Source organism: Streptomyces sp. CA189 (assembly GCF_056428985.1).
Genome location: NZ_JBWJVM010000073.1, coordinates 16,932 through 36,224, shown reverse-complemented (window position 1 = coordinate 36,224; position 19,293 = coordinate 16,932). Strand labels below are relative to the sequence as shown.

The window sequence follows — 19,293 nt, the reverse complement described above, 5'->3', positions numbered from 1 at the left end:
CGGAGTGTGTGTCCGGCGGCCCGTCGGTGGTGGAGCCGGGCCGCCCGGTGGTGGCGGGGCGGTGGTCTCCGTGTGGCTGTGGTCAGTTGCAGTGGATGATCAGGGGGGTGGTGGCGGTGCAGGTCGTCGTGGCGGTGTCGTTGGTGGTGTTGGGGTCGGTGGGGGTGGAGGTGGTGCGGGTGGCGGTGGCCTTGTAGGGGGTGCCCAGGGCGAGGAGGGCGACGGGGAGGCTGAACTGCTTGGTCACGCTGGCGCCGGCGGCCAGGCCGGTGACGGTGCAGGTGGCCTTGCCCGCGGCGGTGGTGCAGTCGGTGCTGGTGGGCTCGGCGCCGGGGGTCAGTGTGGTGGTGACGGTGCCCGAAGAGGCGGGTGCGGGCCCGTTGTTGGTGACGGTCAGGGTGTAGTCGATGCGGCCCGCGAGGCCGGGCACGGGAGTGGCGGCGAGCTGGACCTGGAGGTCGGCCTCGTCGGGGACGGCCGGGCCCGGGGTGATGACCACGCTCTGCGGTGTGAAGCCCGCTTGCCTGGTGGCGGTCACCGTGTGGGTGGAGGTGTCCACGACCGAGACGGTGCTGGCGTTGAAGTTGGGCACGTACAGCTCGCGCCCGTTCGGGGTGAGCGCCACGTCGAAGGGGACGCGGCCGACGGGAACGGTCGCGGTGACCTGGTGGGAAGCGGTGTCGATGACGGAGACGCTGTCGCCTCCCGAGTTGGCCACGTACGCACGGGCGCTGTCCGGGGAGACCGTCACAGCGACGGGGGCCCCGCCGACGGGAAGGGTGGCGGTCTTGGTGTGGGTGGCGGTGTCGATCACCGACGTGGTGTCGGCCTGGGGGTCGGTGACGTAGACCTTCCGTCCGTCGGGTGACATGGCCAGGTCCCGGGCCGAGCCGCTCGGGGTGAGGGTGTGGGTGACGGTGTTGGTGGCGGTGTCGATGACCCGCACGGTGCCGCTGCCGGTGGCGATGCTCGCGACGTAGACCTCGCTGCCGTCCGGGCTGACGGCGACCGAGCCGGGGTTGCCGTCGGCCGGGATGGCGGCGGACTGGGTGTTCGTCGTGAGGTCCAGGACCTTGACCGACTGGCTGGTGTTGTCGGCGATGTAGGCGTGGAGGCCGTCGGGGGCGATCGCCATGTCGATGGGAAAGTCACCGAAGGGGAAGGTGGCGGTGACGGTATTGGTTGCGGTGTCGATGACCGAGATGGCGTGGTCGTCGCTGTGGAGGGCGTAGACGCGGCTGCCGTCGGGGGTCACGGCCACTTTGATGACCGCCTTGCCCAGCTCCACGGTGGTCACGGTGTCACCGGTGACCGTGTCGATGACCGTGACGTTCCGGTCGTAGAAGTTGGCGACGTACGCGGTCGGGTGCGCCGGGGCCGCCACCCGCGCAGCAGCTGCGGGCGCAACCGGGGCGGACACGGCCGCCGGGGCCGCGAGGCCCGCCGTCACCAGGGCGAGCGCGCCGATCACGGACCCGCTGACTGCCGCACGGCGCGGGCGGACCCCGGAGGTCATGGAGGAAGAACGGAAACGCACTGATACCTCGCCTTATACCCGTCGCACATCACGCCCCGGCGGGCAGCTACCGCCCACCCGGACGCTACGTTGTGCGGTGAATTGATGACTGTGCGTCGAAACGTTGCAGGTGGCGCCCACTGCCACAAGATCACTTTCCGCCAAGATTCACTCACTCTCCGTCATGGTCTCACCGCATGAAGGACAATCGCACTCACCGTGGCCCCCAGTGGCGGATCAACGTTGCAGGCCGGGTCGGCGGGCGGGCCGGCAGGTTCACGATCGGCAGCCGGACCCTGCCCCGGGTCGGCACTCCCCAGGCTGGATTCCCTTCTGCTCTTGGGGGTTGGTATGCGCGTCACGCACTCGAAGGTCCAGCCGTACACCACGATCCACCTCGGCGCCCGTGCTGAGGACCTGTCGACGCGCGCACTGGAGCACCGGTATGGGGTGACGTGGCCGGCGGTGCTTTTGCCGTCGGCCATGTATGCGCAGGTGACGGAGCGCTACCCGGGCGATCGGGACGTTCTGCGCCACCACCCACCGTGACCTCTCCTCGACCTCGGCCACGGGCCCGTGCCGGACCGAGACCGAGGAGCACGGCCGCCGGCTCGGTGGCCGTCCCAGCGACCGGCTTCCGGGCGGGAAGGGGTCGGCAAGCGCACATCTCGCAGGTGGTATCGGGGAGGCCGTCACTGTGCAGGCTGGCGACACAGCCGGTGGCCGGTTGTGGGCAGGGGAGTCTGGCCGGTTAGGCGTTTGCCAGGTGCTCGGCCGACAGCGAGAGTTACGGAGCGTATCTCCCCTGTCACCTGAGGGGCGTCCCTCCGGTGCAGTCCTGGCCGTCTGGGCGTGGCGTGTTCACCCTTGCTGGTCTCTGCTGCTCTGGAAGGCTCAGACGTGAGTACTGCGAAGATATCCGGCACGTGGAAGCTTGATGGACTCCGTCCCGACCAGGAGGGAGCGGGTACCGACACCATCACCTGGGGCACCCCGGAGACCGGTACCACGAGCTACCGTTTCGAGGGGGCGGCCGGCGAGGCACCTGTTGACGGGTCCGACATCTCCTTCGGCACTCTCGTCTGCACCAGCTCGCACACGAACGAGGAATTCGATCCCATCACCCTCAAACTGACGGTGACCGCGACGGTTCCCGGAATGGGCCCGCAGAACTTCAGTCTCGGACTGCAGCATGTGGAGACCCCCGACTCGGCGACAGTCCCCGTCGAGGACTACCTGTACCTCTTCAGCTGGGCGTCCCAGGAGACCGTGACGCTCGACGGATCGACCTACCGGCTGCTGTGCACCGGGTTCGTGCCGGAGCAGGCCGCGGGAACCGACACGCTGCCCCTACAGCGGCTGACCATGCCGGAGGGCGCCACGACGCGTGCTGCGATGACTGGTCTGCTCGCCCGGTCCGGGGCGGTCGTCCTGGTCATCAGCAAGGTCCAGTACAAGGGCACGGTCAAGGGCAGCCAGGCCGACGAGTACGTCGAGATCGCCAACCGCTGCATCGGCATGCTCGACCTGACCGGCTTCGTCATCGACGCCGGCGACGCTGCCCAGCAGTACACCTTCCCCGAGGGCACCGTCCTCTACCCGGGCCGGAAGGTGCGCGTCTACACCAACCAGGTCCATGCCGCCCGGGGCGGCCACTCCTTCGCCAGCAAGCGTGCGATCTGGAACGACAAGGGCGATACCGCCACCCTGCGCAACGCCGACGGCCAGGTCATCGACACCTACGGCTACGGCACTTCGCAGCTCAAGTCTGGTAGGCCGGGCGTCTGCGCGTGAGAGTTCCAGTGTCGGCGATCCGGCACAGTGGAGCCTCCTTGGCCGAACCCGGCTGGCGAGGTTTCACGGGGCCGCGGGCCGCTGTGTGCCGCCCTGATGCTTTGCCGGTCCGGCAGCCGCCGGACCGTTCGTATGATGATCAAGGAGACCCTGGTGTTCACCCTCCCTCGCAGAATCACCGCGCTGTGGACCGGGGCGCTCATGGCCGTCGGCCTGCTGGTGGCCGTGCCTGCCCCGGCGTACGCCTTCAGCTCTGCGGACCTTTCGTCCACGACCGTGCAGGCCGGCCAGACCTTCACCATCGAAGTCAATGCCACACCCGACAACTACACCCCGGACGAGCTGCGGCTTGAGCTGTCCACCCACACCTCGACCCTCGGCGAGTTCACCGCCTTCACCTCGATAGAGTCCTGCAGCCACGAGACGGCGGGCTGCTATGAAGCGCCCGGCGGGGGTCTGGTGATCCCGTTCCCCGGCCTGCACGAGCCGGGCTCCCAAGCCGGCGGTTTCGTCACCCTGCGCGTCGCCCCGAACACCCCAGCGGGAACCTTCCAGCTGGCCTACCGGCTGCGCAGCGACACCACCACCGACGCCGAGCAGCTCACCCCCACCATCACCGTCGTGCCCAACGCCCCGGCCGAGGCCGACGTGTCGGTCGGTGTCACCGCCACCGGCTCCCTGATCTCCGGCAAGCTCGGCGTCGACACCACCGCCACCGGCAACGGACCCGCCACCGCCACCGGCGTCACCACCACCACCCAACTCCCCGCCCACACCACCGCCGTGACCGGCCTGCCCGCCGACTGCACCTACAGCACCAGCACCGACAAGGTCACCTGCACCATCGGCTCCCTGGCCAGCGGGCAGACCGCGACCCGCTCCTACACCGCCCACCTGGCCCTCCTCACCGTCGGCGTGCCCCTGACCGTCACCACCACCCGCACCGCCTCCGCCCCCACCGACCCCACCCCGGGCAACGACACCGCCAGCGACCACTGCAACGTCATCACCGGCCTGATCATCCACTGCTGAACCCACAGACCGAGGGGCCGCCGCCCGTTCGAGCAGGGCGCAGCGGCCCCGACGTCGGCCCAGCCCACGGACGCCCCCCTCGCGCTCTCGATCGCTGGAGCACTTGTCCTGACGAGCGTGGTCGGGTTCGTTGCCAGCATGTGTTTTTTGTGGCTGTGAAAAGGCGCCGCTCCCGACGCAAGGGATAGCAGCAGCCCGGGCATGGCGCTGCCGCCCCCTGTACGGTGCCGGGCTCGATGGCATCGGACAACCGGCGACATCCTTCCCACGGCAGCGGGGCCCCGGGCCGACGACGGCAGCTAGCAGTGTCGGCAAACGACCGTCTGCCGACACTCACTGCCGTGATCACGAACCCACAGGTGGGCACTGTCGGCAACTCGCGCCGGGAATCAACGTCGGTGAACGGTCCGGCCGATAGATTCCGACACATGCTCATCGGCTACGCGCGGGTCTCCACCGCCGACCAGAACCCCAATCACCAGATCGACGCCCTGCTGCGGGCCGGCGTCGACCGCGACCACATCCACGTCGACACCGCGAGCGGCGCGAAGGCATCCCGCCCGAAACTCGACCTCGTCATGCAGCTGCTGCGCGAGGGCGACACGCTGAAGGTCACCCGGCTCGACCGGCTCTCCCGCTCCGTGCTCCATCTGGTGACCCTCGGCGCCGACCTGCGCGAGCGAGAGATCGGCCTGCACGTCATCGAGCAGGGCATCGACACCTCCACCATGGAAGGCCGCGCCATGTTCGGGATGCTGTCCGTACTCGCCGAGCTCCAGCGTGAGCTGATCGTGGCCAACACCAATGACGGGCTCGCCTCCGCACGGGCCCGCGGCCGGGTCGGCGGACGCCGGCCCCGCCTCACCCCCGACCAGGCCGAACTCGCCCAGCAGCTCTACGACGCCCGCGAGAAGACCGTCCAACAGATCGCCGACATGTTCAACGTCCCCCGCTCCACGGTCTACGGGCACCTCGACAAGACCAAGACCGTCCCCCGCCAGCCAAAGAAGGCCACAACCGCGAAGCTCTGAAAGCTACCGGCGGGTTACTTGTCACCTGGTTCGCCGCTCGTTAAAGGCACCCCAACTACTTCGCAAGATGATCCTGCTCCAGTAACGCTCCGCTACCACTCTTCAGAACCGAGTTCCGAGAGCGACGGATTGAGACGGGTGTGTCAGGCGGCTTTGCCTGCCGGTCATCGGTCCGACCAGTGTCCGACGGGACGGTCGGGACAAGCGCGGCACTCGAAGACATAAACACCGGTGCCGGCGAGGTCCAGACGGGCGGGATTGTACGCATCGGACTGCCATAGTTCGCGGGTCTCTTCCTCCTCGCCGGTCTGATCCTCCTCGGGAAGCCACGTGCGCCAGGACTCCATGTCGAATTCCCCCTCGACCACTGTCAGGAGGTGCTCCATCCGGCCGCCACATGTCTCGCAGTCCGGCCAGCAGGGCTCCTGGCGCCACCCCGGGTAGCCACCCAGCTTGATGCCCGGCGCGTCGGCAAGGTGGGACGAGTACCGCAGCCCTGTCTCGGCCAGCAGCAATTCGAAACGGTCCTTGAGTGCGTCACGGAGATCCCAGGACAGGTCATTCTTCGGGTACTCGGTCACTTGCTCCGGGTGAACGACACAGGGCGCGGGGTACCAGCCGCTGGGAAGCCCGGCCGCCGCCGGTGCAGGTGTCGGCCCGACCTTCCCGATGGCGAGGGAGTCCCGCCAGTACACCTGGGGCAGCGGGTAGCAGTAGGTCCCGTGTGCGTAGGGACACCACAAGATCTGGAGCAGATCCGTGCCTTCTGGGAAGGGCAGGCCCGGTACATCGACGCGGCGGACCTGCACGATGGGGGCCATGGGCGCGGCGGGTTCGAGGCGGCTCGTGGTGTCCGGGTCGTAGTGCTCCGCATCGCACACCGGCCACGGCTCGTCGGCGGGCCACAGCAGCGGGCCGCCGACAGAGCTATCCCGGCACGTCGGAGAACCGGGGCGCGGGTGCAGGCGGACTGACTCACGACGGAAGGAAAGCAGCTCGGGAAAGAGGCTCTCCACGTCGACCGGACGGGCAGGTGTGTTACGGGACATGTGCCGAACTCTAGAACCGGGGTACGACACCCAGGCCCACCGGCAATGCAGTGCCCTGGACCAGGACACTGCATTGCCACAAGAAGATCGGGAGCCAGCCCTACGGTCGAGCCGGATTCGAACTACTCCGCTCGATGGTCCTGCGTCAGTAACGCTCCGCAACGACTCCCCAAGATCTGTGCCAGAACCCGGAACTCGTGAACAGAACCACGCGAGAGTCCGTCTGAGGTTCAGCCCGTCTCGTCCTCGCCCGGCCGGAGGCGGCCCCATCGGACGTTGGCGCTGCTCAACTGTGTGTCGGCGAAGGTGACCCGGCCCGCGTTCACCTGGGCGCGGACGAAGGAGATCATGCCTCCGCTGAACCTGGCGTGGTCGAGCGAGACGGTGCCTCCGTTGAATCGCCCGTGGTGGAAGGTGACCGTGCTGTCGGTGAACTGCCCGTAGTCGAACGTGACGTTTCCACCGTCGAACTGCGCCGCGTAGAAGGTCACCGTGCCGCCCGTGAATTCCGCGTCGTCCATGGCGAGGGCACCACCAGTGAAGTGTGCGTGGTCGAAGCTCAACGTGCCTCCGGTGAACCGTGCGCTGCGGAAGGCGAGCGAACCATCGTCGAGTCGCGCCCGATTGAAGGTGACCGTAGCGTTGTCGAACTGTGCGTATTCGAAGCCGACCGTGCCGCCAACGAACCGTGCTTCGTCCCACGTGAGCGTCCCGCCGCTGAAGCTCGCACGGTGAAACGTGACGGCACCGGGACCGAGCAGCGCGCCGCGGAAGGAAACCGCGCTGTCGCTGAACCGCGCCTCGCTGAAGCTGACCGTGGCTCCGTGGAATTGCGCGTCGTTGAACGTGACCGCGCCGGCGCCGAATCTGGCGCCGCGGAAGGTGACTGCGCCGTCGAGGAACCCGGATCCGTCGAAGCTCATCAGGTCACCGACGAAGTCGGCATCGGCAAAGGAGACACTGCCGCGAAACCGGCAGCCGGAGAAGTCACCTCCGTCGAAGGTCGCGCGGGTGAAATCAAGAGCGCAGGTCGACCAGGAAGCCTCCTCCCGTGACTCCCGGAGGTGATCGCGGATGACCTGGATGATCGTCTGCCGTACCTCCCTTTCTCCCTTCCTGTACTGGTCGGACTCCGGCTTCCATTCGTAGGGCATGCGCAGATAGGCGCACAGGACGTCCACGCAGACCTGGCGTTGCTCCGCCCAGTCGTCGGCCAGCCGAGCCATCGCGTATACGCCGGCAAGGCGTACGGCCGGTCCCTCATGGCCGAGCTGGCCGGCTGCCGTGCTGTAGCGCTCGGCGAACTGGGTCGCGTCCGCCCGGTGGGCGTCCCCTTCGGCGATGCGCTGCTTGCGGTAGGCGTACACACCCGCGAGCACCGCGCCGAAGACCGTCAGGATGGTGATGCTGAGCCTGATGCCGTCGGGAACGCGCAGGGTCTCCGTGGGTTCCGTCAGCCGGCGGACGAGCCAGTACGCCACGACGCCGACGACGCAGACTGCGACCACAGCCAGACCGGCCACGATCCACACGGGCCAGAGGTCCGGCGCGTACCGACCGCTCGTGTGCCGCCACCGGCGCGGCCACCAGTGTCTCCGGGACATCGTTTCTAGCTCGGCCGACCGCCCGCGGCGGACATCAACTCCACCACGAACTCCCGGCATGAACCGTAACGATGCTCAGGGTCCTTGGCCAGCGCCTTGGCCATCACGCTGTCGATGGCCGGCGCGAGCCCCGGGCACCTCTCGGAGAGGTCCGGAGGCTCGTCGTATTGGTGCGCCCACAGCAGCGCCATGTCGTCGTCGCGCTGGAACACGGAGCTACCCGCAAGGCACTCATATACGACGCAGGCGAGGGCGTACAGATCGCCCCGACCGTCCACAGGGCGGCCGGAGATCTGCTCGGGGGACACGTAGTCCAAGGTGCCCACGAACTGACCCACCGTGGTGAAGGAAGCCTCCTCCAGCGATGGCTCAGCCAGCCCGAAGTCCATGAGATACGCAAAGTAGGAATCGTCGGCGACGTCGCTCCTGGCCAACAGGATGTTGCCCGGCTTTACGTCCCTGTGTACGAGACCGTACTCGTGCGCGGCGTCGAGCGCCGACGCCACCTGCGCAGCGATGCGCATCGCACCCGTCACCGGCAGCGGACCGTCCCGGTCCAGGAGAGCTCCCAAGTCCAGCCCGGCAACGTAACGCATGGCGATGTACAGGACTCCGTTGGCCTCTCCGGCTCCGAAGATCGGCAGGATGTGCGGATGATCGATCGCAGCGGCCATGCGCGACTCATGGATGAAACGCCGACGGAAAGCGTCCATGTGCGTCAATGCGGGGGCGAGCACTTTCAGGGCCACGACACGGTCCAGCCGCAGATCCTTCGCGAGGTAGACGACGCCCACTCCCCCGCGGCCGATCTCACGCTCCACCTGATAGCCCGCGATCTGCGAACCGAGCTGAATGGGCTGATTTCGGGCCACCTGCCGAAATTAGCATCCGGACGCCTCGGGCCGATGGATGTCGGTGAGACCGCTGTGGCGCGATGTCAGGCGTGGACGATGCCCTACGGCGCCCACAGATGTCGGTGCCCGTAGAGCATCCGGCCTGCGCGTGCCCCAGTCGGCAGTCAGCTGACCGGGTTCGAGTTCTGGTACACGGGTCCGCGCTTGCTTGCCGCGGGGCCGCCTATCTGGTCGGGAGGCCATGGGCAGGAAAGAACAGGGCCCGTCGCTGCGGACGGCAGCCCGCGGTGCGGCTGGTGACACAGTTCCTGCCGACACGCGAACGAGGGCCCACTGCTCAGGACGTGGACGCTGGTAGGGCAACTTGCTCCCGGCCGCCGGCGTTCGGTGGCCGGGCGGGCCAGCGGCCGGCCACGCCGGCATCGCTGCGGCCCGCCAGGCCGTCTGTTGGTCGCCGACGTGTACTTCAGGTTTGGTTTCCGATCCGGAACCTCAGCTGTTGGCCAGTGCGCGGTCGAGAAGGGGGAGCAGGCGGTCCCAGTGGCGCTGCAGCCCGGCGGGGTTGAAGGCGTCGGTGTCGGACATGGTGAACCCGTGGACAGTGCCGGGGTAGATCTCGGAGGTGTAGTCGACCTTCGCGGCGTCCAGTGCCCCGTTGAGCTCGCCCAGGGCCTCGGGTGTCAGGTCGCTTTCGGCGTGGCCGAAGTGGACTTGGGCGGTGATCTTGGCGAGGGCGTCGGGCCCGTCCGCGCCCACGGGACCGTGGAATGCGGCGACAGCGGCCACCTGGCCGGGGTAAGCCGCTGCGGTGCGCATCGCCAGGAGGCCGCCTATGCAGTAGCCGGTCACCGCGACCGGCCCGGCGGCGACCTCGGGCTGGGTGGTTAGGAGTCTGAGGTAGGCGTCGGCGTCGCTCAGGACGCGTTCGGCGGTGTGCGCCTCGATCAACGGCATCAACTGGGCCATGACCGCGGGCCGGACCTCTTCTCCGATGTGCTCGGGAAGGTCGATCACCGGTGCCGGGCCGTGCCGGTAGAAGATGTTGGGGACAAGCACGTAGTACCCGTGCCCGGCCAGTTCGCGGGCCATCTCCCTCAGCACGGGCCGGATGCCGAAGCCGTCCGCGTACATCAGTACACCTGGGTGCTGCTCGCCGTTGTCGGGGAAGGCGGCGAAGGCGTCGGCCTGACCGTCCGTGGTGGGAATCTGCAGCGTCTTGATGGGCATGAATTCTCCTGTCGTGGTTGATGTGTAGAGCCTGTGATCAACACGACGGAGGCGGAGCCCGCGCAGCAGCGCAAGATTCTCGATCGAACAGCGGGCCCGCACCGGCCCGTACGGCGCTCAGAAGAGCGCCGGGTCACCAATCCGTGTGTGGCGCAATGCCGTCCCGGTAGTCATGGCCACAGAGTATAGCCCACCGGGCAAAAACCGATGCCGGCATCCCAGTTCACAGCGCGGTCCAGCCATGACTCGAAGCCGACATGCCGGGCCGGTACCGAGCCATTCGGGCTGAGAGTCTAATTACTTGTAACAGACCTGGACCACCACTCCCCTGCCCGCGCTGTACCAAAGTCCGGTACCCAAAGGTGCGGCGCGAGGCGGCGCCCTGCGCCCTCGGGCGAGTGGGTGGGGCTGAGTCTGTTACACGTAACTTGCCGATGTGTAGTGCATGGGGCCTCAGCCTCCAGAGCCGCCGCCTGTGACGCGGATCCCGCCCGTTCCCCTCACCGCTCCCCCGCCGCCCGGCCCGAGCGCCGCGCACGCCTGGACGACGTCCGCCCGGTGGCTCGACTGCGTCCCGCCGACGGCCGCCAGTACCCGCCGCGTGTGTTCCGTCTCCCGGCACTCCACCGTCCGCAGGCGCAGCCAGCACCTGGCCAGTCCGCCCAGCACCAGCGCCGCCACCACCGGCCACACCTCCGGCCCGCCCAGGGACTCCAGCACAGTCAGCACCCTCATGTCACCGCTCCTCACCACTCGTTCGGCTGATGCGGCCAACGCTTCCCCAAGCGGCGAATTTCCCTCTAGCCTGCGGAAATACCGAGGAAACTCCCCGGTACCCGGGGGCTTTGTGGCAGCACGCCCCACCGGCCAGACGGAGGGGAGCCGCATGCCCGCGGGACGACCGAGGACGACCGACCGCCAGACCGTCCCGGAACTGCGCGAGCTGGCCGAGTGGTTCCACGCGCAGCTCAAGGCCGCCGGCCACGCCTCGCCCAACGCACTGCGCACCTCCCACCGGCGCACCGGGCCCCTCCCGGACAAGAACGCGCTCTACGCCATCTTCGGCGCCTTCGAGCTGCGCAGCCTGGAGACCACCCAGCTCCTCGCCCAGGCACTGGGCCGCCCTCCCGAAGACGTCACCGCAACCTGGCTGCGCGCCAGCCGCGCCCTGCAGCGCAAGGAGCTCGCCGAACGCCGCCGACCCCCGGGCACCGACCCCACGTGGGAATCCATCCCCCTGCCCGACCCCTGGCTCGAGGACCTGCTGCGCAGCCAGGCCGTCGCCGCCGAGCAGTTCCCGTACGACCTCCTCGGCGTACGCAAGCCCCCGCTGTCGGACATATACGTCGAGCAGGACTTCCAGCCCCTGGCGCAGACGGGCTCGCCCGCGGCCGCGCACCGCACCGCGAGCGCACCGCCGGCAGGCCCCTCGCCCACGCTCGCCGGCGTTCTCGCCTCCCACGACCACCTGCTCATCACCGGCGGCCCCGGCGCCGGAAAGACGACACTGGGCCGGCACCTGGTCCGCCAGATCGCCCGGTACTGGCTCCGGGCCGAGGACGCCGGACTGCCCTGGTGTCCGCAGGCCGTCACCGCGATCCGGATCACCTGCTCCGACCTCCTCACGCCCCACCCGTGGAGCCGCCAGCTCAGCGCCGCCGCCGCGCGAACCGGCACGCTCCGCAGCCCCGTCGACCACAGCCACTTCGAAGCGCGCCCGCACGGCGCCCGCTGGCTCGTCGTCGTCGACGGACTCGACGAGGTCTCCTCCCCCGACATCCGCCGCCAGCTGCTGGAAAAGCTGGCCGAACAGGCCCGACCCGGCAGCCCGTACCGCCTCGTCATCACCTCACGGCCCCTGCCCCAGGAGGAACTGAAGCCCTTCGCGAAGCTGTCCGGCATCGGGTTCTACACGCTCAAGGGCTTCGACACCGCTCAGCAGCGGGTCTTCGCCGAGCGCTGGTTCACCGCCCAGGGCGACCCCGACCCCGTCCGCCAAGCCGATGAGTTCCTCGCCGACATCGCCGACGCCTCCCTCGAGGAAGTACTCCAGGTCCCGCTCCTCGCGACCATCGCCGCGGCGTTCCGCAGCCGCAACCCCGGACGTCCCCTGCCCCGCGGACGCATCGACCTCTACGAGACCTTCCTGGGCGACCTCCGCAACGCGCGTGAGGGCAACACCGACGCCCTCGCCCGCTTCCGCGAACGGTGGACCGTACGGGGCTACGACGACCTGGCCCAGTGGCTCCTCGACCACCAGGACCGCCTGCTGACCCACCTGGCCTGGGAACGCGTCTCCCGCCATCCCACGGACTCGCTGCTCGACGCCGCCCTGCTCTGGCTGTCCCAGCACCTTCCGGCCGCCCTGCAGTGGCCGCCGGGAACCCGTGGCGAACTCGGCCAGTTCCTCGCACACACAGGTGTGGTCGCCTTCGACGGCCTCGACCTCTCCTTCCTCCACCAGTCCTTCGCCGAGTTCCTGACGGCCCGCGACGAGGCCGCCTCCATACCGGCCGACTTCCCCGACTTCGACAGCTGGTCCACGGCCATCGACAACGCGGCGAGCGGCAACAGGATCCTGTTCACCCTCGCCCTGTGGGCCAGGCGTCCGGGTCATGAGGTCACCCTGGTCGTCCGCCGCCTCCTCGCCGGCAAGCTGGACCACCGCATCATGGCCCTGCGCCTGGTCACCAGCGGAGTTCCCCTGGGAGAAGCACTGGAGGCCGCCGTCATCAACCGGCTCCTCGACTTCTCCCACCACGAGGACGCGAGCGTCTACTTCCCCACCTCCTCCCAGCACCAGATCCTCTCGGAGCTCGCCCAGCTCCGCGGCAACCGCAGGCTCGCCGGCCGGCTCCTGGCCATCGCCCGGAACGAAGGGGTGCGGACCTCGCTACGCGCCGAGGCCGCATGGGCCTACGCACGCACCACCGACCTGCCCGAAGGCATCCGCCTCTTGCGGGCCCTCACGGAGCAGAGCGACGACAGCCAGGACGTCCTGGCCTGCTGCAGTCACCTGGAGTCCCTGGACCCCGGCGACCCGGCGTACGTCGTGGACCGGCTGCGCACGGTCGTCGCCGACACCGGCGCAGACGTCCGGCAAAGGCTGACTGCGGCGCGCCGCCTGCTGGAACGAGGCAGCGTCGAGGGCCTCGTCCCCTTCGCCCGCTCGCTCCTCCGAGGGCCGGACCTGGACGGACGTCTCCTACAGGATGCGGGAGAGATCTGGTACGAGATCGCCGGACCCGCGGCGGCGACGGAAGTGGCCGAGGCGATCGCGGAGCGAGGCCCGATCCCCTCCTGGACGCTGGTCGGCCTGGCCTGCACTCTGTTCCGGTTCGGGGTTCCCGGTCAGGCGATACCGCTCGCGCGCAGGGCCTTCGAGGAGACGATCGACACCGGTGACCTCGGCGAGCTCATCACCGTGTGGCTGGAGGTCCGCGGAGCACAGGGAGCCGATGAGCTCGCGGCCATGACTCCGGGCCTGCAGAACTGGAACGACGACCACCGGTCCCTCGTCGTACTCGAACTGCTCGAGGACCACCCGCATCAGGCGGCCGAGATCGCACGAGGACTTCTCGAAGAGGGCTCGCGGCGCCGTCAGTCGTGGTCGTTCGAACTGGGCGCCCTGGCGCAGGACGGCGATGCCGAGGCGCTGGAAGAGGTGAACGCGTGGCTCGAACGCCTTGAGCCGGATCCCGGCACGTACGCGAAGCTGATGCAGTGGCTCATGGACGACGACGTGGCTCCCGAGGCCGTCCTTATGCTGGCCCGGAAGGCTCTGCACCACCCCGGCTGCGACGACTCCGGATTCACGAGAGCGGCCTCGGTGATCCTCGGCCACGGCGGCCCCGACGCCTGCGCGGAGGTCCTGGCCGCCCTGAAGGGCCGCCTGTACGACGGCATGCCCCTGCGGGCCCGCCTCCTGCCCGTCCTGGCGGACCACGACGAGGTCGCGGCCGTCATGGAACTGGGCGGCCGGCTGCTCGCCGACCCCGGCGTGACCGGACCCGAACTGGAGTCGGTCGTCCGCGCCTGGCTGCGCGTCGGGGGCCGGACTGCCGCGCACGAGGTCGCCAAACGTGTCGAAGCGGCCTGTGTCCTGACGGTCGACCAGTCGATCGCGCTCTCGTCACTGTTCGTGGAGCTCGGCCACGTGCCGGCCGCGACACCGCTCTGGTGCAAGGTGTGCACCACCCGCGGCACGGCCGTCGAGACGCGCTGGCAGACCCTGGAGAAGCTGATCGCCGCCGGAGCAGGCGAGAGCGCCGAGAACGCCCTGCGCGCGGCCCTGGCCTCCGAGGCCGACCCGGCGGAGACCCTCGTCCTGAAACGCCTTCTGGCCTGGCTCACCGCAGCCGCCTGAACCGGCGAGGCGCGCCGCCTCGTGGCCCCTGTCACGGCTCCGCACTTGGCCCCGGCGAGTCCGCGCGGGTGCTCGGCGGGTCACGTCACGTCGCCTCAACTTCAAGTGCATGTCGCAGGTGGGAACGACCGGCTCGTCGTGGCTCGCTGGCGTGGGCTGACGTTGGGGAGGGATCGAAGGAGGGGGCAGTCAGCGGGAGGATCGGGGCGGGCGTCACCTCGGTTCCGGGACGACTGAATCCGGACAGAATCCGAGCCGGGAAAGGGCTTCGTGAACTGTGCAGGCCTACAGCCCAGGTATCTCCGCAGGTCAGAGGCCATGCACCAGTGAAATATTGGACTAACAAGGCCCTTCTCGCACTACCGCTGACCTGCGAAAACGGGTCGTGGGTCTGGATAGCGATGGTGGCTGAGATGCGCTCCGGGGGACCGGGGTCTACTGATCACAGGCGAGTGCGGAGGGCCGCATGCAGGCGGCCCCCCGCTGTCCACCTCGTCGCCAAACCCAGTGACCAGGAGAGACCCGAACATGGTTCCACACGAGCCGAAGTGGCAGCCGGTGCAGATGGAGAAGCGCCGTCCCGAGGCGGCCGACCTGCTCTATGCCGCCCCCGCGTACCTGGCGGCGCTCGCCGCCAACGCCTACGTCGAGTTGGTCCCCGACCCTGTTGACGGGCTGCTTGGCCAGGCCGTCGCGCTCGGCTCCGCCGGGCTTGTCGTCCTCTATCGCTGTCTGCGCCGTGCCCCCGTCACGGGCACCGGCTCCGGCGGCGAGTTCAGCAGGCTGTGATCCGGCCTCGCCGGTAGCAGGACGGGAGCACCTCGCCGGCCGAGGTGCTCCCCGTCACCTGCCGCGGAGGCGTGCAACTCCCGTACGGTGCCCCGCATGGACGAGCATCTGATCGTGTTGACGACCGTGGACAGCAAGGAGGCCGCCGCGAAGCTATCGCGGTCGGCCGTGGAAGCCGCTCTCGCGGCCTCCGGACAGGTCAGCGGGCCGGTGGAGACGACGTACCGGCATCTTGGCCAGGTGTGCGACGGCACCGAGTGGCAGATCACCTTCCGTACCACCGGCGACCGCTACGAGGCTCTGCAGGAGCACCTGCGCTCCCAGCATCCGTACGACTCCCCCGAGGTCATCGCGCTGCCTGTCCAGACCGGGCTTCCGTCCTACCTGGAGTGGGTCACCCGCGCGACCAGGTGAGTCAGCGGCTGGCGCGTTCAAGGAGGGCGCCGACCGGTTCCAGGGAGCGGTGCGGTCGCAGTCGGTCCACCATCAGGCGGATTCGTCCGGCGGGCCGGTTGGAGGCCAGGCCGTCGGAGAGGTCCAGGACGCGCGCGGTGATCGTGGCCGCGCGCTCCACCTCTCCAGCGTCGAGGTAAGCCGAGGCCAGCCACGACAGGTACAGGGCCTTGTCGCGTGCGCGGGTGTCGTCGTAGCGGCTGAGGGCTTCCTCAAGCGCAGGGATTGCCCGCAGCGGGCGGTGGAGCTCCGCCCAGCACCGGCCGGTCATGATGGCGACTTCGTCGGTGTCGACCCAGTACGCCCAGTCAGGTTCGATCCGGTCGGAAATCTCGTGGATGGCGTCCGTCGCGATGGCCAGGGCACGGTCGGCTTCGCGGGCGTTGCCCGACGTGGCGTGCTGCCAGGCCAAGCGGTCGGCGAGCAGTGCCCGTACGGCCGGGGAGGCGTCGGGCCCGGCGGTGGCGTAGGCAGCGGCGGCCAGGTCGACGCCGCCGCTCTGCCCGGTGGACCATTCCAGGTACGCGAGGAATGCCAGGGAGTTCCCGGCCAGCGCGGTATCCTCGGCGGCCCGGGAGGCGGCCAGGGCGCTCATGTAGTGGCTGCGAGCCTGCGCGTAGTGCCCGGCGTCGTAGGCCGCCCACCCTGCGAGCTGTGCCTGTTCGGCGATGACCGCCCGCAGGGCGCGGCCGGTCGCCTCCGTGTACGCGCCCTGGTCGGTGATCCGTACGGTCTCGGCGAGTTCGCCCGCGAACATCGTGTAGGTGTCGCCGCCCCCCATGAAGTCGTCCAGGCGCCGTAAGCGGGCGGTGCGCTTGAGGAGCTGGCGAGGAACGTCGCCGCCGATCCGGCGGCCCGCGTCGAGGTAGGCGGCGGGCTGTATGACGGCGAGCCCTGTCCCGATCCCGGCGGCCAGCACCGTACGGCGGGTCATGTCCACGTCGGTCTCCTGCTGCTCATGGGCGCGGCGCTCTCGTCGCAGCCGTCGCGCGGCCGTGACGGCACGGGCGAGGAGGGAGAGCGGGATGGCGAACTCGGCGGCCAGGAGTTTTCGGGACTCGGGGTCCGGGAGTCGTTCCTCGGTCTCCCAGCGGGAGACGGTGCCTTGCTCCAGTACGTACCCGCGCCGTCTGCTCAGGTCGTCGGCCAGCTCCTGCTGTGTTCTCCCGCTTGCGGTCCGCAGCCGTTGGAGCAGCGGCCCGATCGTCTCCATCTCGTCGTACACGGGCATGATCGCCACCCTGCCCCCTCCACAGAAACCTTTGCCCAAGACTGGCCATAAATCCTGGCCATGTCCCGGGAATGGCCATGCCGCCTGGCCCATCTGTCCGAACGTCGGGGCCGGTTGACTGGTCACGGCCGTCCGGGGTGAGCCGCTACTCATCACATTGCCCCATGTCCCCGGGCGGCTGCCCGAACGCTGGCTTCAGGAGCGGGAGCACCTGCGCCGGCGCCGTGCTCGCCGTCACCTCCGAGAGGCAGGTCCTGCCGTGGCTCTTCCCGGCACCGAGGACGATTCCCCCGAACCGAGTCCGGCCTTGCGGGAGCGTGCCGACCACGGCCTGGCCGTGTTCCTCGCCCGCTGGGAAGACGACCAGTCCGGCGACGTCGCCGACGGCCAGGAGCAGCCCGCCGACGGCCGGGAAGGAGGTGCCGCGTGAGGAAGCCCAGTCGCCTGGCCGCGCGCCAAGACCTGCCCGCCTGGCTCCACGAGGGAGCCCGCGTCTTCGACCCCGGCCGCGACCGCGACGCCATCGTCCAGTTCATCGGCGAGTACGAAGACCCCGGCACTCGCCGGGTCATGCCCTGCGCCGTCTTTCTGCGGCCCGAGGGCGGCGGCGCCGAGTGGATCGTCGCCCCCGAGGTCCTTCGCCGCCCCGACGACCGCTGACGGCGCAGCACCCCGCCGGCGCAGGTGCTCGTCGTCACCTGCCGCGGCGGGCCTTGATTCCCGTACGCCCGGGGCGGATGCCTGTCCCCCGGGCGTACGGGGCACCGACCGCACCGGCCCACCCCGGGTCGTGCGGGGCACCGCCACGCACATCTCCTCGAAGGAGCATCCGAAGATGAGCACGAGCATGCCCACCCCCGAAGAAACCGCCCGCCGGGCGCAGGACATCCTGGCCGCGATCGTCGCCGACGAGGAGTTCGGCGCGTTCGAGGCCGCCACGCTGGAGTACTCCTCCGACTGGCAGTGCTTCACCGGCTTCCCGGTCATCGAGCGGTGGAGCCTTGACACGGACAAGGGCCCGCTATTCACAGAGGGCCTGCGCGCCCTCACGCTCAAGAGCAGTGTGTTCGACCTGACCGGCGACGAGCACCTGGCCGAGGTCGCCGTGGCGGTGCCGGTGGACGAGATGACGCACGCCATGATCGCCCAGCCGCAGCTGTTCGCGCGGATCGCGGCGCGGACCGGCTTCCAGCTCATCCACCAGACCGACCAGGAGCACACCGACTACGCCAGCGGCGACTTCACCCACCGGGCCTACCGGCTCGCCTGGGGCGAGCCGCCCGCCCGGTACTGGCTCACGAAGGACGAGGTGGACCGCCGGGTCGCGATCCTCACCGCAAGGTACGCGTCCATCGGCATGGACCGGGCCGGGCGCGAGCACGACATCACGTTCGCCGCCGCGTAGCGGCCTGTTGCGCTACCGTCCCGCCATGGAGACGCCGTTCGCGACCGGCCCCGACCATCCGGCGTGCGGGATCTGCCCGGCGACGAGACTGCCCCGCAACCGCTTCGTTGTCTACGACCGGCCGTCCCGGGAGTGCCCGTTCAATGCGGCCGACGGCCACCGGTACACCGCCGACGGCACCCCGGCCTGCGTCCACCCCCACAAGGTCGGACTCGAGCCGGACCGGATCGCCCCGCCGCCCGCTCTGCTCGACCTCGCCGAGGAACCGGCCCGGCGTCGGTGGTGGTGGTGGTGGTGGTGGGCGGGACGGTAGCGCACCCGGCCGGACCCGTACGACGAAGGGCTCCACCAGACCTGGTGGAGCCCTTCAACATGACAGGGAGCACGGGCGCCGGCGCCCGTGCTCTGCCTCACCTCCTGGAAGACCTGATGCCCAACATGCCCGCCAACGAGGCCGCCTACTGGGACCGCTACCCACCCCGCCGAATGGATGAGGAACGGCCTGCGCCGACAGCGGAGCGGTTCAGTTGGACGCAGGGCACCGACCCCCCGTGAGTGTTCCCGTACAGATCAAGCGCGGCCCCCGTCTGCGGATGCTCACCCCGGGCGAGATCGACGCGATGAAGGTCGAACTGACCGAGGTGATCGAGTACCGCAAGTCCGGGTTGTCGCTGAACCACATCGTCGGCTGCCCTCTGGAATGCAGCTACTGCGTCCGGCACCCCTTCGACAACTTCAGGATGAAGGTGCCCCGCGCCCTCATGTCGGACGCCGACGCCGTCGAGCTCCTCATCGACCACCCCTACTTCCGGCCGCACAAGACCCCGATCCAGCTGTTCAACCGGGCCACGGAACCCATGCTGCCCGGATCATCACCAACAGGGGGTAGTCATGCCGGACCCGGAGGCCGGAGACCGTAGGCCCCATTGCGGAGCCACGAAA

19 protein-coding genes are annotated in these 19,293 nt (G+C 69.3%); 12 read left to right on the top strand and 7 right to left on the bottom strand.

What is annotated here, in order from left to right:
• Positions 1 to 82: 82 nt before the first annotated feature.
• On the bottom strand, positions 83 to 1,516 hold the full coding sequence (locus tag AC061S_RS35545; protein WP_478690011.1) for a beta-propeller fold lactonase family protein: 1,434 nt from the start codon (positions 1,514 to 1,516) through the stop codon (positions 83 to 85).
• Between the two features lie 351 nt (positions 1,517 to 1,867).
• On the opposite strand from AC061S_RS35545, the gene AC061S_RS35540 reads away from it, so the two are divergent.
• The 4 genes from AC061S_RS35540 to AC061S_RS35525 all read left to right on the top strand — a co-directional run bounded on the left by AC061S_RS35540 (position 1,868) and on the right by AC061S_RS35525 (position 5,373).
• Entirely contained in the window at positions 1,868 to 2,065 is a 198-nt protein-coding gene (locus AC061S_RS35540) for a hypothetical protein (protein ID WP_478690010.1), read from the top strand.
• A gap of 351 nt (positions 2,066 to 2,416) precedes the next feature.
• Positions 2,417 to 3,310, top strand: coding sequence for a lamin tail domain-containing protein (locus AC061S_RS35535; RefSeq protein WP_478690009.1), 894 nt, complete (start codon positions 2,417 to 2,419; stop codon positions 3,308 to 3,310).
• Positions 3,311 to 3,463: 153 nt separating this feature from the next.
• Positions 3,464 to 4,342 carry a hypothetical protein gene (locus AC061S_RS35530; RefSeq protein ID WP_478690008.1) on the top strand — a complete coding sequence of 293 codons (879 nt, stop codon included), beginning with the start codon at positions 3,464 to 3,466 and terminating at the stop codon, positions 4,340 to 4,342.
• A gap of 428 nt (positions 4,343 to 4,770) precedes the next feature.
• Entirely contained in the window at positions 4,771 to 5,373 is a 603-nt protein-coding gene (locus AC061S_RS35525; protein WP_478690007.1) for a recombinase family protein, read from the top strand.
• A gap of 164 nt (positions 5,374 to 5,537) precedes the next feature.
• Here AC061S_RS35525 and AC061S_RS35520 read toward each other — a convergent pair whose 3' ends face one another.
• From AC061S_RS35520 to AC061S_RS35500, 5 genes are all read right to left on the bottom strand, one after another.
• Positions 5,538 to 6,422, bottom strand: coding sequence for a YwqG family protein (locus AC061S_RS35520; protein WP_478690006.1), 885 nt, complete (start codon positions 6,420 to 6,422; stop codon positions 5,538 to 5,540).
• Between the two features lie 230 nt (positions 6,423 to 6,652).
• Positions 6,653 to 7,789: a pentapeptide repeat-containing protein gene (locus AC061S_RS35515; protein ID WP_478690005.1), complete on the bottom strand. Its 1,137-nt coding sequence runs from the start codon at positions 7,787 to 7,789 to the stop codon at positions 6,653 to 6,655.
• 242 nt (positions 7,790 to 8,031) lie between these two features.
• On the bottom strand, positions 8,032 to 8,898 hold the full coding sequence (locus tag AC061S_RS35510) for a serine/threonine-protein kinase (protein WP_478690004.1): 867 nt from the start codon (positions 8,896 to 8,898) through the stop codon (positions 8,032 to 8,034).
• A 474-nt stretch (positions 8,899 to 9,372) separates the two neighbouring features.
• The gene (locus AC061S_RS35505) at positions 9,373 to 10,107 is read right to left on the bottom strand and encodes a dienelactone hydrolase family protein (RefSeq protein ID WP_478690003.1); all 735 of its coding nucleotides are present in this window, start codon (positions 10,105 to 10,107) and stop codon (positions 9,373 to 9,375) included.
• A gap of 453 nt (positions 10,108 to 10,560) precedes the next feature.
• Complete coding sequence (locus tag AC061S_RS35500) at positions 10,561 to 10,842, bottom strand: hypothetical protein (protein WP_478690002.1); 282 nt, start codon at positions 10,840 to 10,842, stop codon at positions 10,561 to 10,563.
• 151 nt (positions 10,843 to 10,993) lie between these two features.
• Here AC061S_RS35500 and AC061S_RS35495 point away from each other — a divergent pair, with 151 nt between their 5' ends.
• The 3 genes from AC061S_RS35495 to cutA all read left to right on the top strand — a co-directional run bounded on the left by AC061S_RS35495 (position 10,994) and on the right by cutA (position 15,676).
• Positions 10,994 to 14,473 carry an NACHT domain-containing protein gene (locus AC061S_RS35495; protein WP_478690001.1) on the top strand — a complete coding sequence of 1,160 codons (3,480 nt, stop codon included), beginning with the start codon at positions 10,994 to 10,996 and terminating at the stop codon, positions 14,471 to 14,473.
• A 528-nt stretch (positions 14,474 to 15,001) separates the two neighbouring features.
• Entirely contained in the window at positions 15,002 to 15,262 is a 261-nt protein-coding gene (locus AC061S_RS35490) for a hypothetical protein (RefSeq protein ID WP_478690000.1), read from the top strand.
• Positions 15,263 to 15,358: 96 nt separating this feature from the next.
• Entirely contained in the window at positions 15,359 to 15,676 is a 318-nt protein-coding gene (gene cutA / locus AC061S_RS35485) for a divalent-cation tolerance protein CutA (protein ID WP_478689999.1), read from the top strand.
• A 1-nt stretch (position 15,677) separates the two neighbouring features.
• Here cutA and AC061S_RS35480 read toward each other — a convergent pair whose 3' ends face one another.
• Entirely contained in the window at positions 15,678 to 16,955 is a 1,278-nt protein-coding gene (locus tag AC061S_RS35480) for a helix-turn-helix domain-containing protein (RefSeq protein ID WP_478689998.1), read from the bottom strand.
• A 250-nt stretch (positions 16,956 to 17,205) separates the two neighbouring features.
• Between AC061S_RS35480 and AC061S_RS35475 the strand changes: the two genes are divergently transcribed.
• The 5 genes from AC061S_RS35475 (at position 17,206) to AC061S_RS35455 (ending at position 19,271) form a co-directional block, all read left to right on the top strand.
• Positions 17,206 to 17,376: a hypothetical protein gene (locus tag AC061S_RS35475; RefSeq protein ID WP_478689997.1), complete on the top strand. Its 171-nt coding sequence runs from the start codon at positions 17,206 to 17,208 to the stop codon at positions 17,374 to 17,376.
• Positions 17,373 to 17,606 carry a hypothetical protein gene (locus AC061S_RS35470; RefSeq protein WP_478689996.1) on the top strand — a complete coding sequence of 78 codons (234 nt, stop codon included), beginning with the start codon at positions 17,373 to 17,375 and terminating at the stop codon, positions 17,604 to 17,606. The genes AC061S_RS35475 and AC061S_RS35470 overlap by 4 nt, the downstream gene beginning before the upstream one ends.
• Positions 17,607 to 17,781: 175 nt before the next feature.
• Positions 17,782 to 18,351 (top strand): hypothetical protein, encoded by a 570-nt coding sequence (locus AC061S_RS35465; RefSeq protein WP_478689995.1) that lies wholly within the window; start codon positions 17,782 to 17,784, stop codon positions 18,349 to 18,351.
• A 25-nt stretch (positions 18,352 to 18,376) separates the two neighbouring features.
• Complete coding sequence (locus AC061S_RS35460; protein ID WP_478689994.1) at positions 18,377 to 18,664, top strand: hypothetical protein; 288 nt, start codon at positions 18,377 to 18,379, stop codon at positions 18,662 to 18,664.
• Positions 18,665 to 18,902: 238 nt separating this feature from the next.
• Entirely contained in the window at positions 18,903 to 19,271 is a 369-nt protein-coding gene (locus AC061S_RS35455; RefSeq protein WP_478689993.1) for a hypothetical protein, read from the top strand.
• The last annotated feature ends 22 nt before the right edge of the window (positions 19,272 to 19,293 follow it).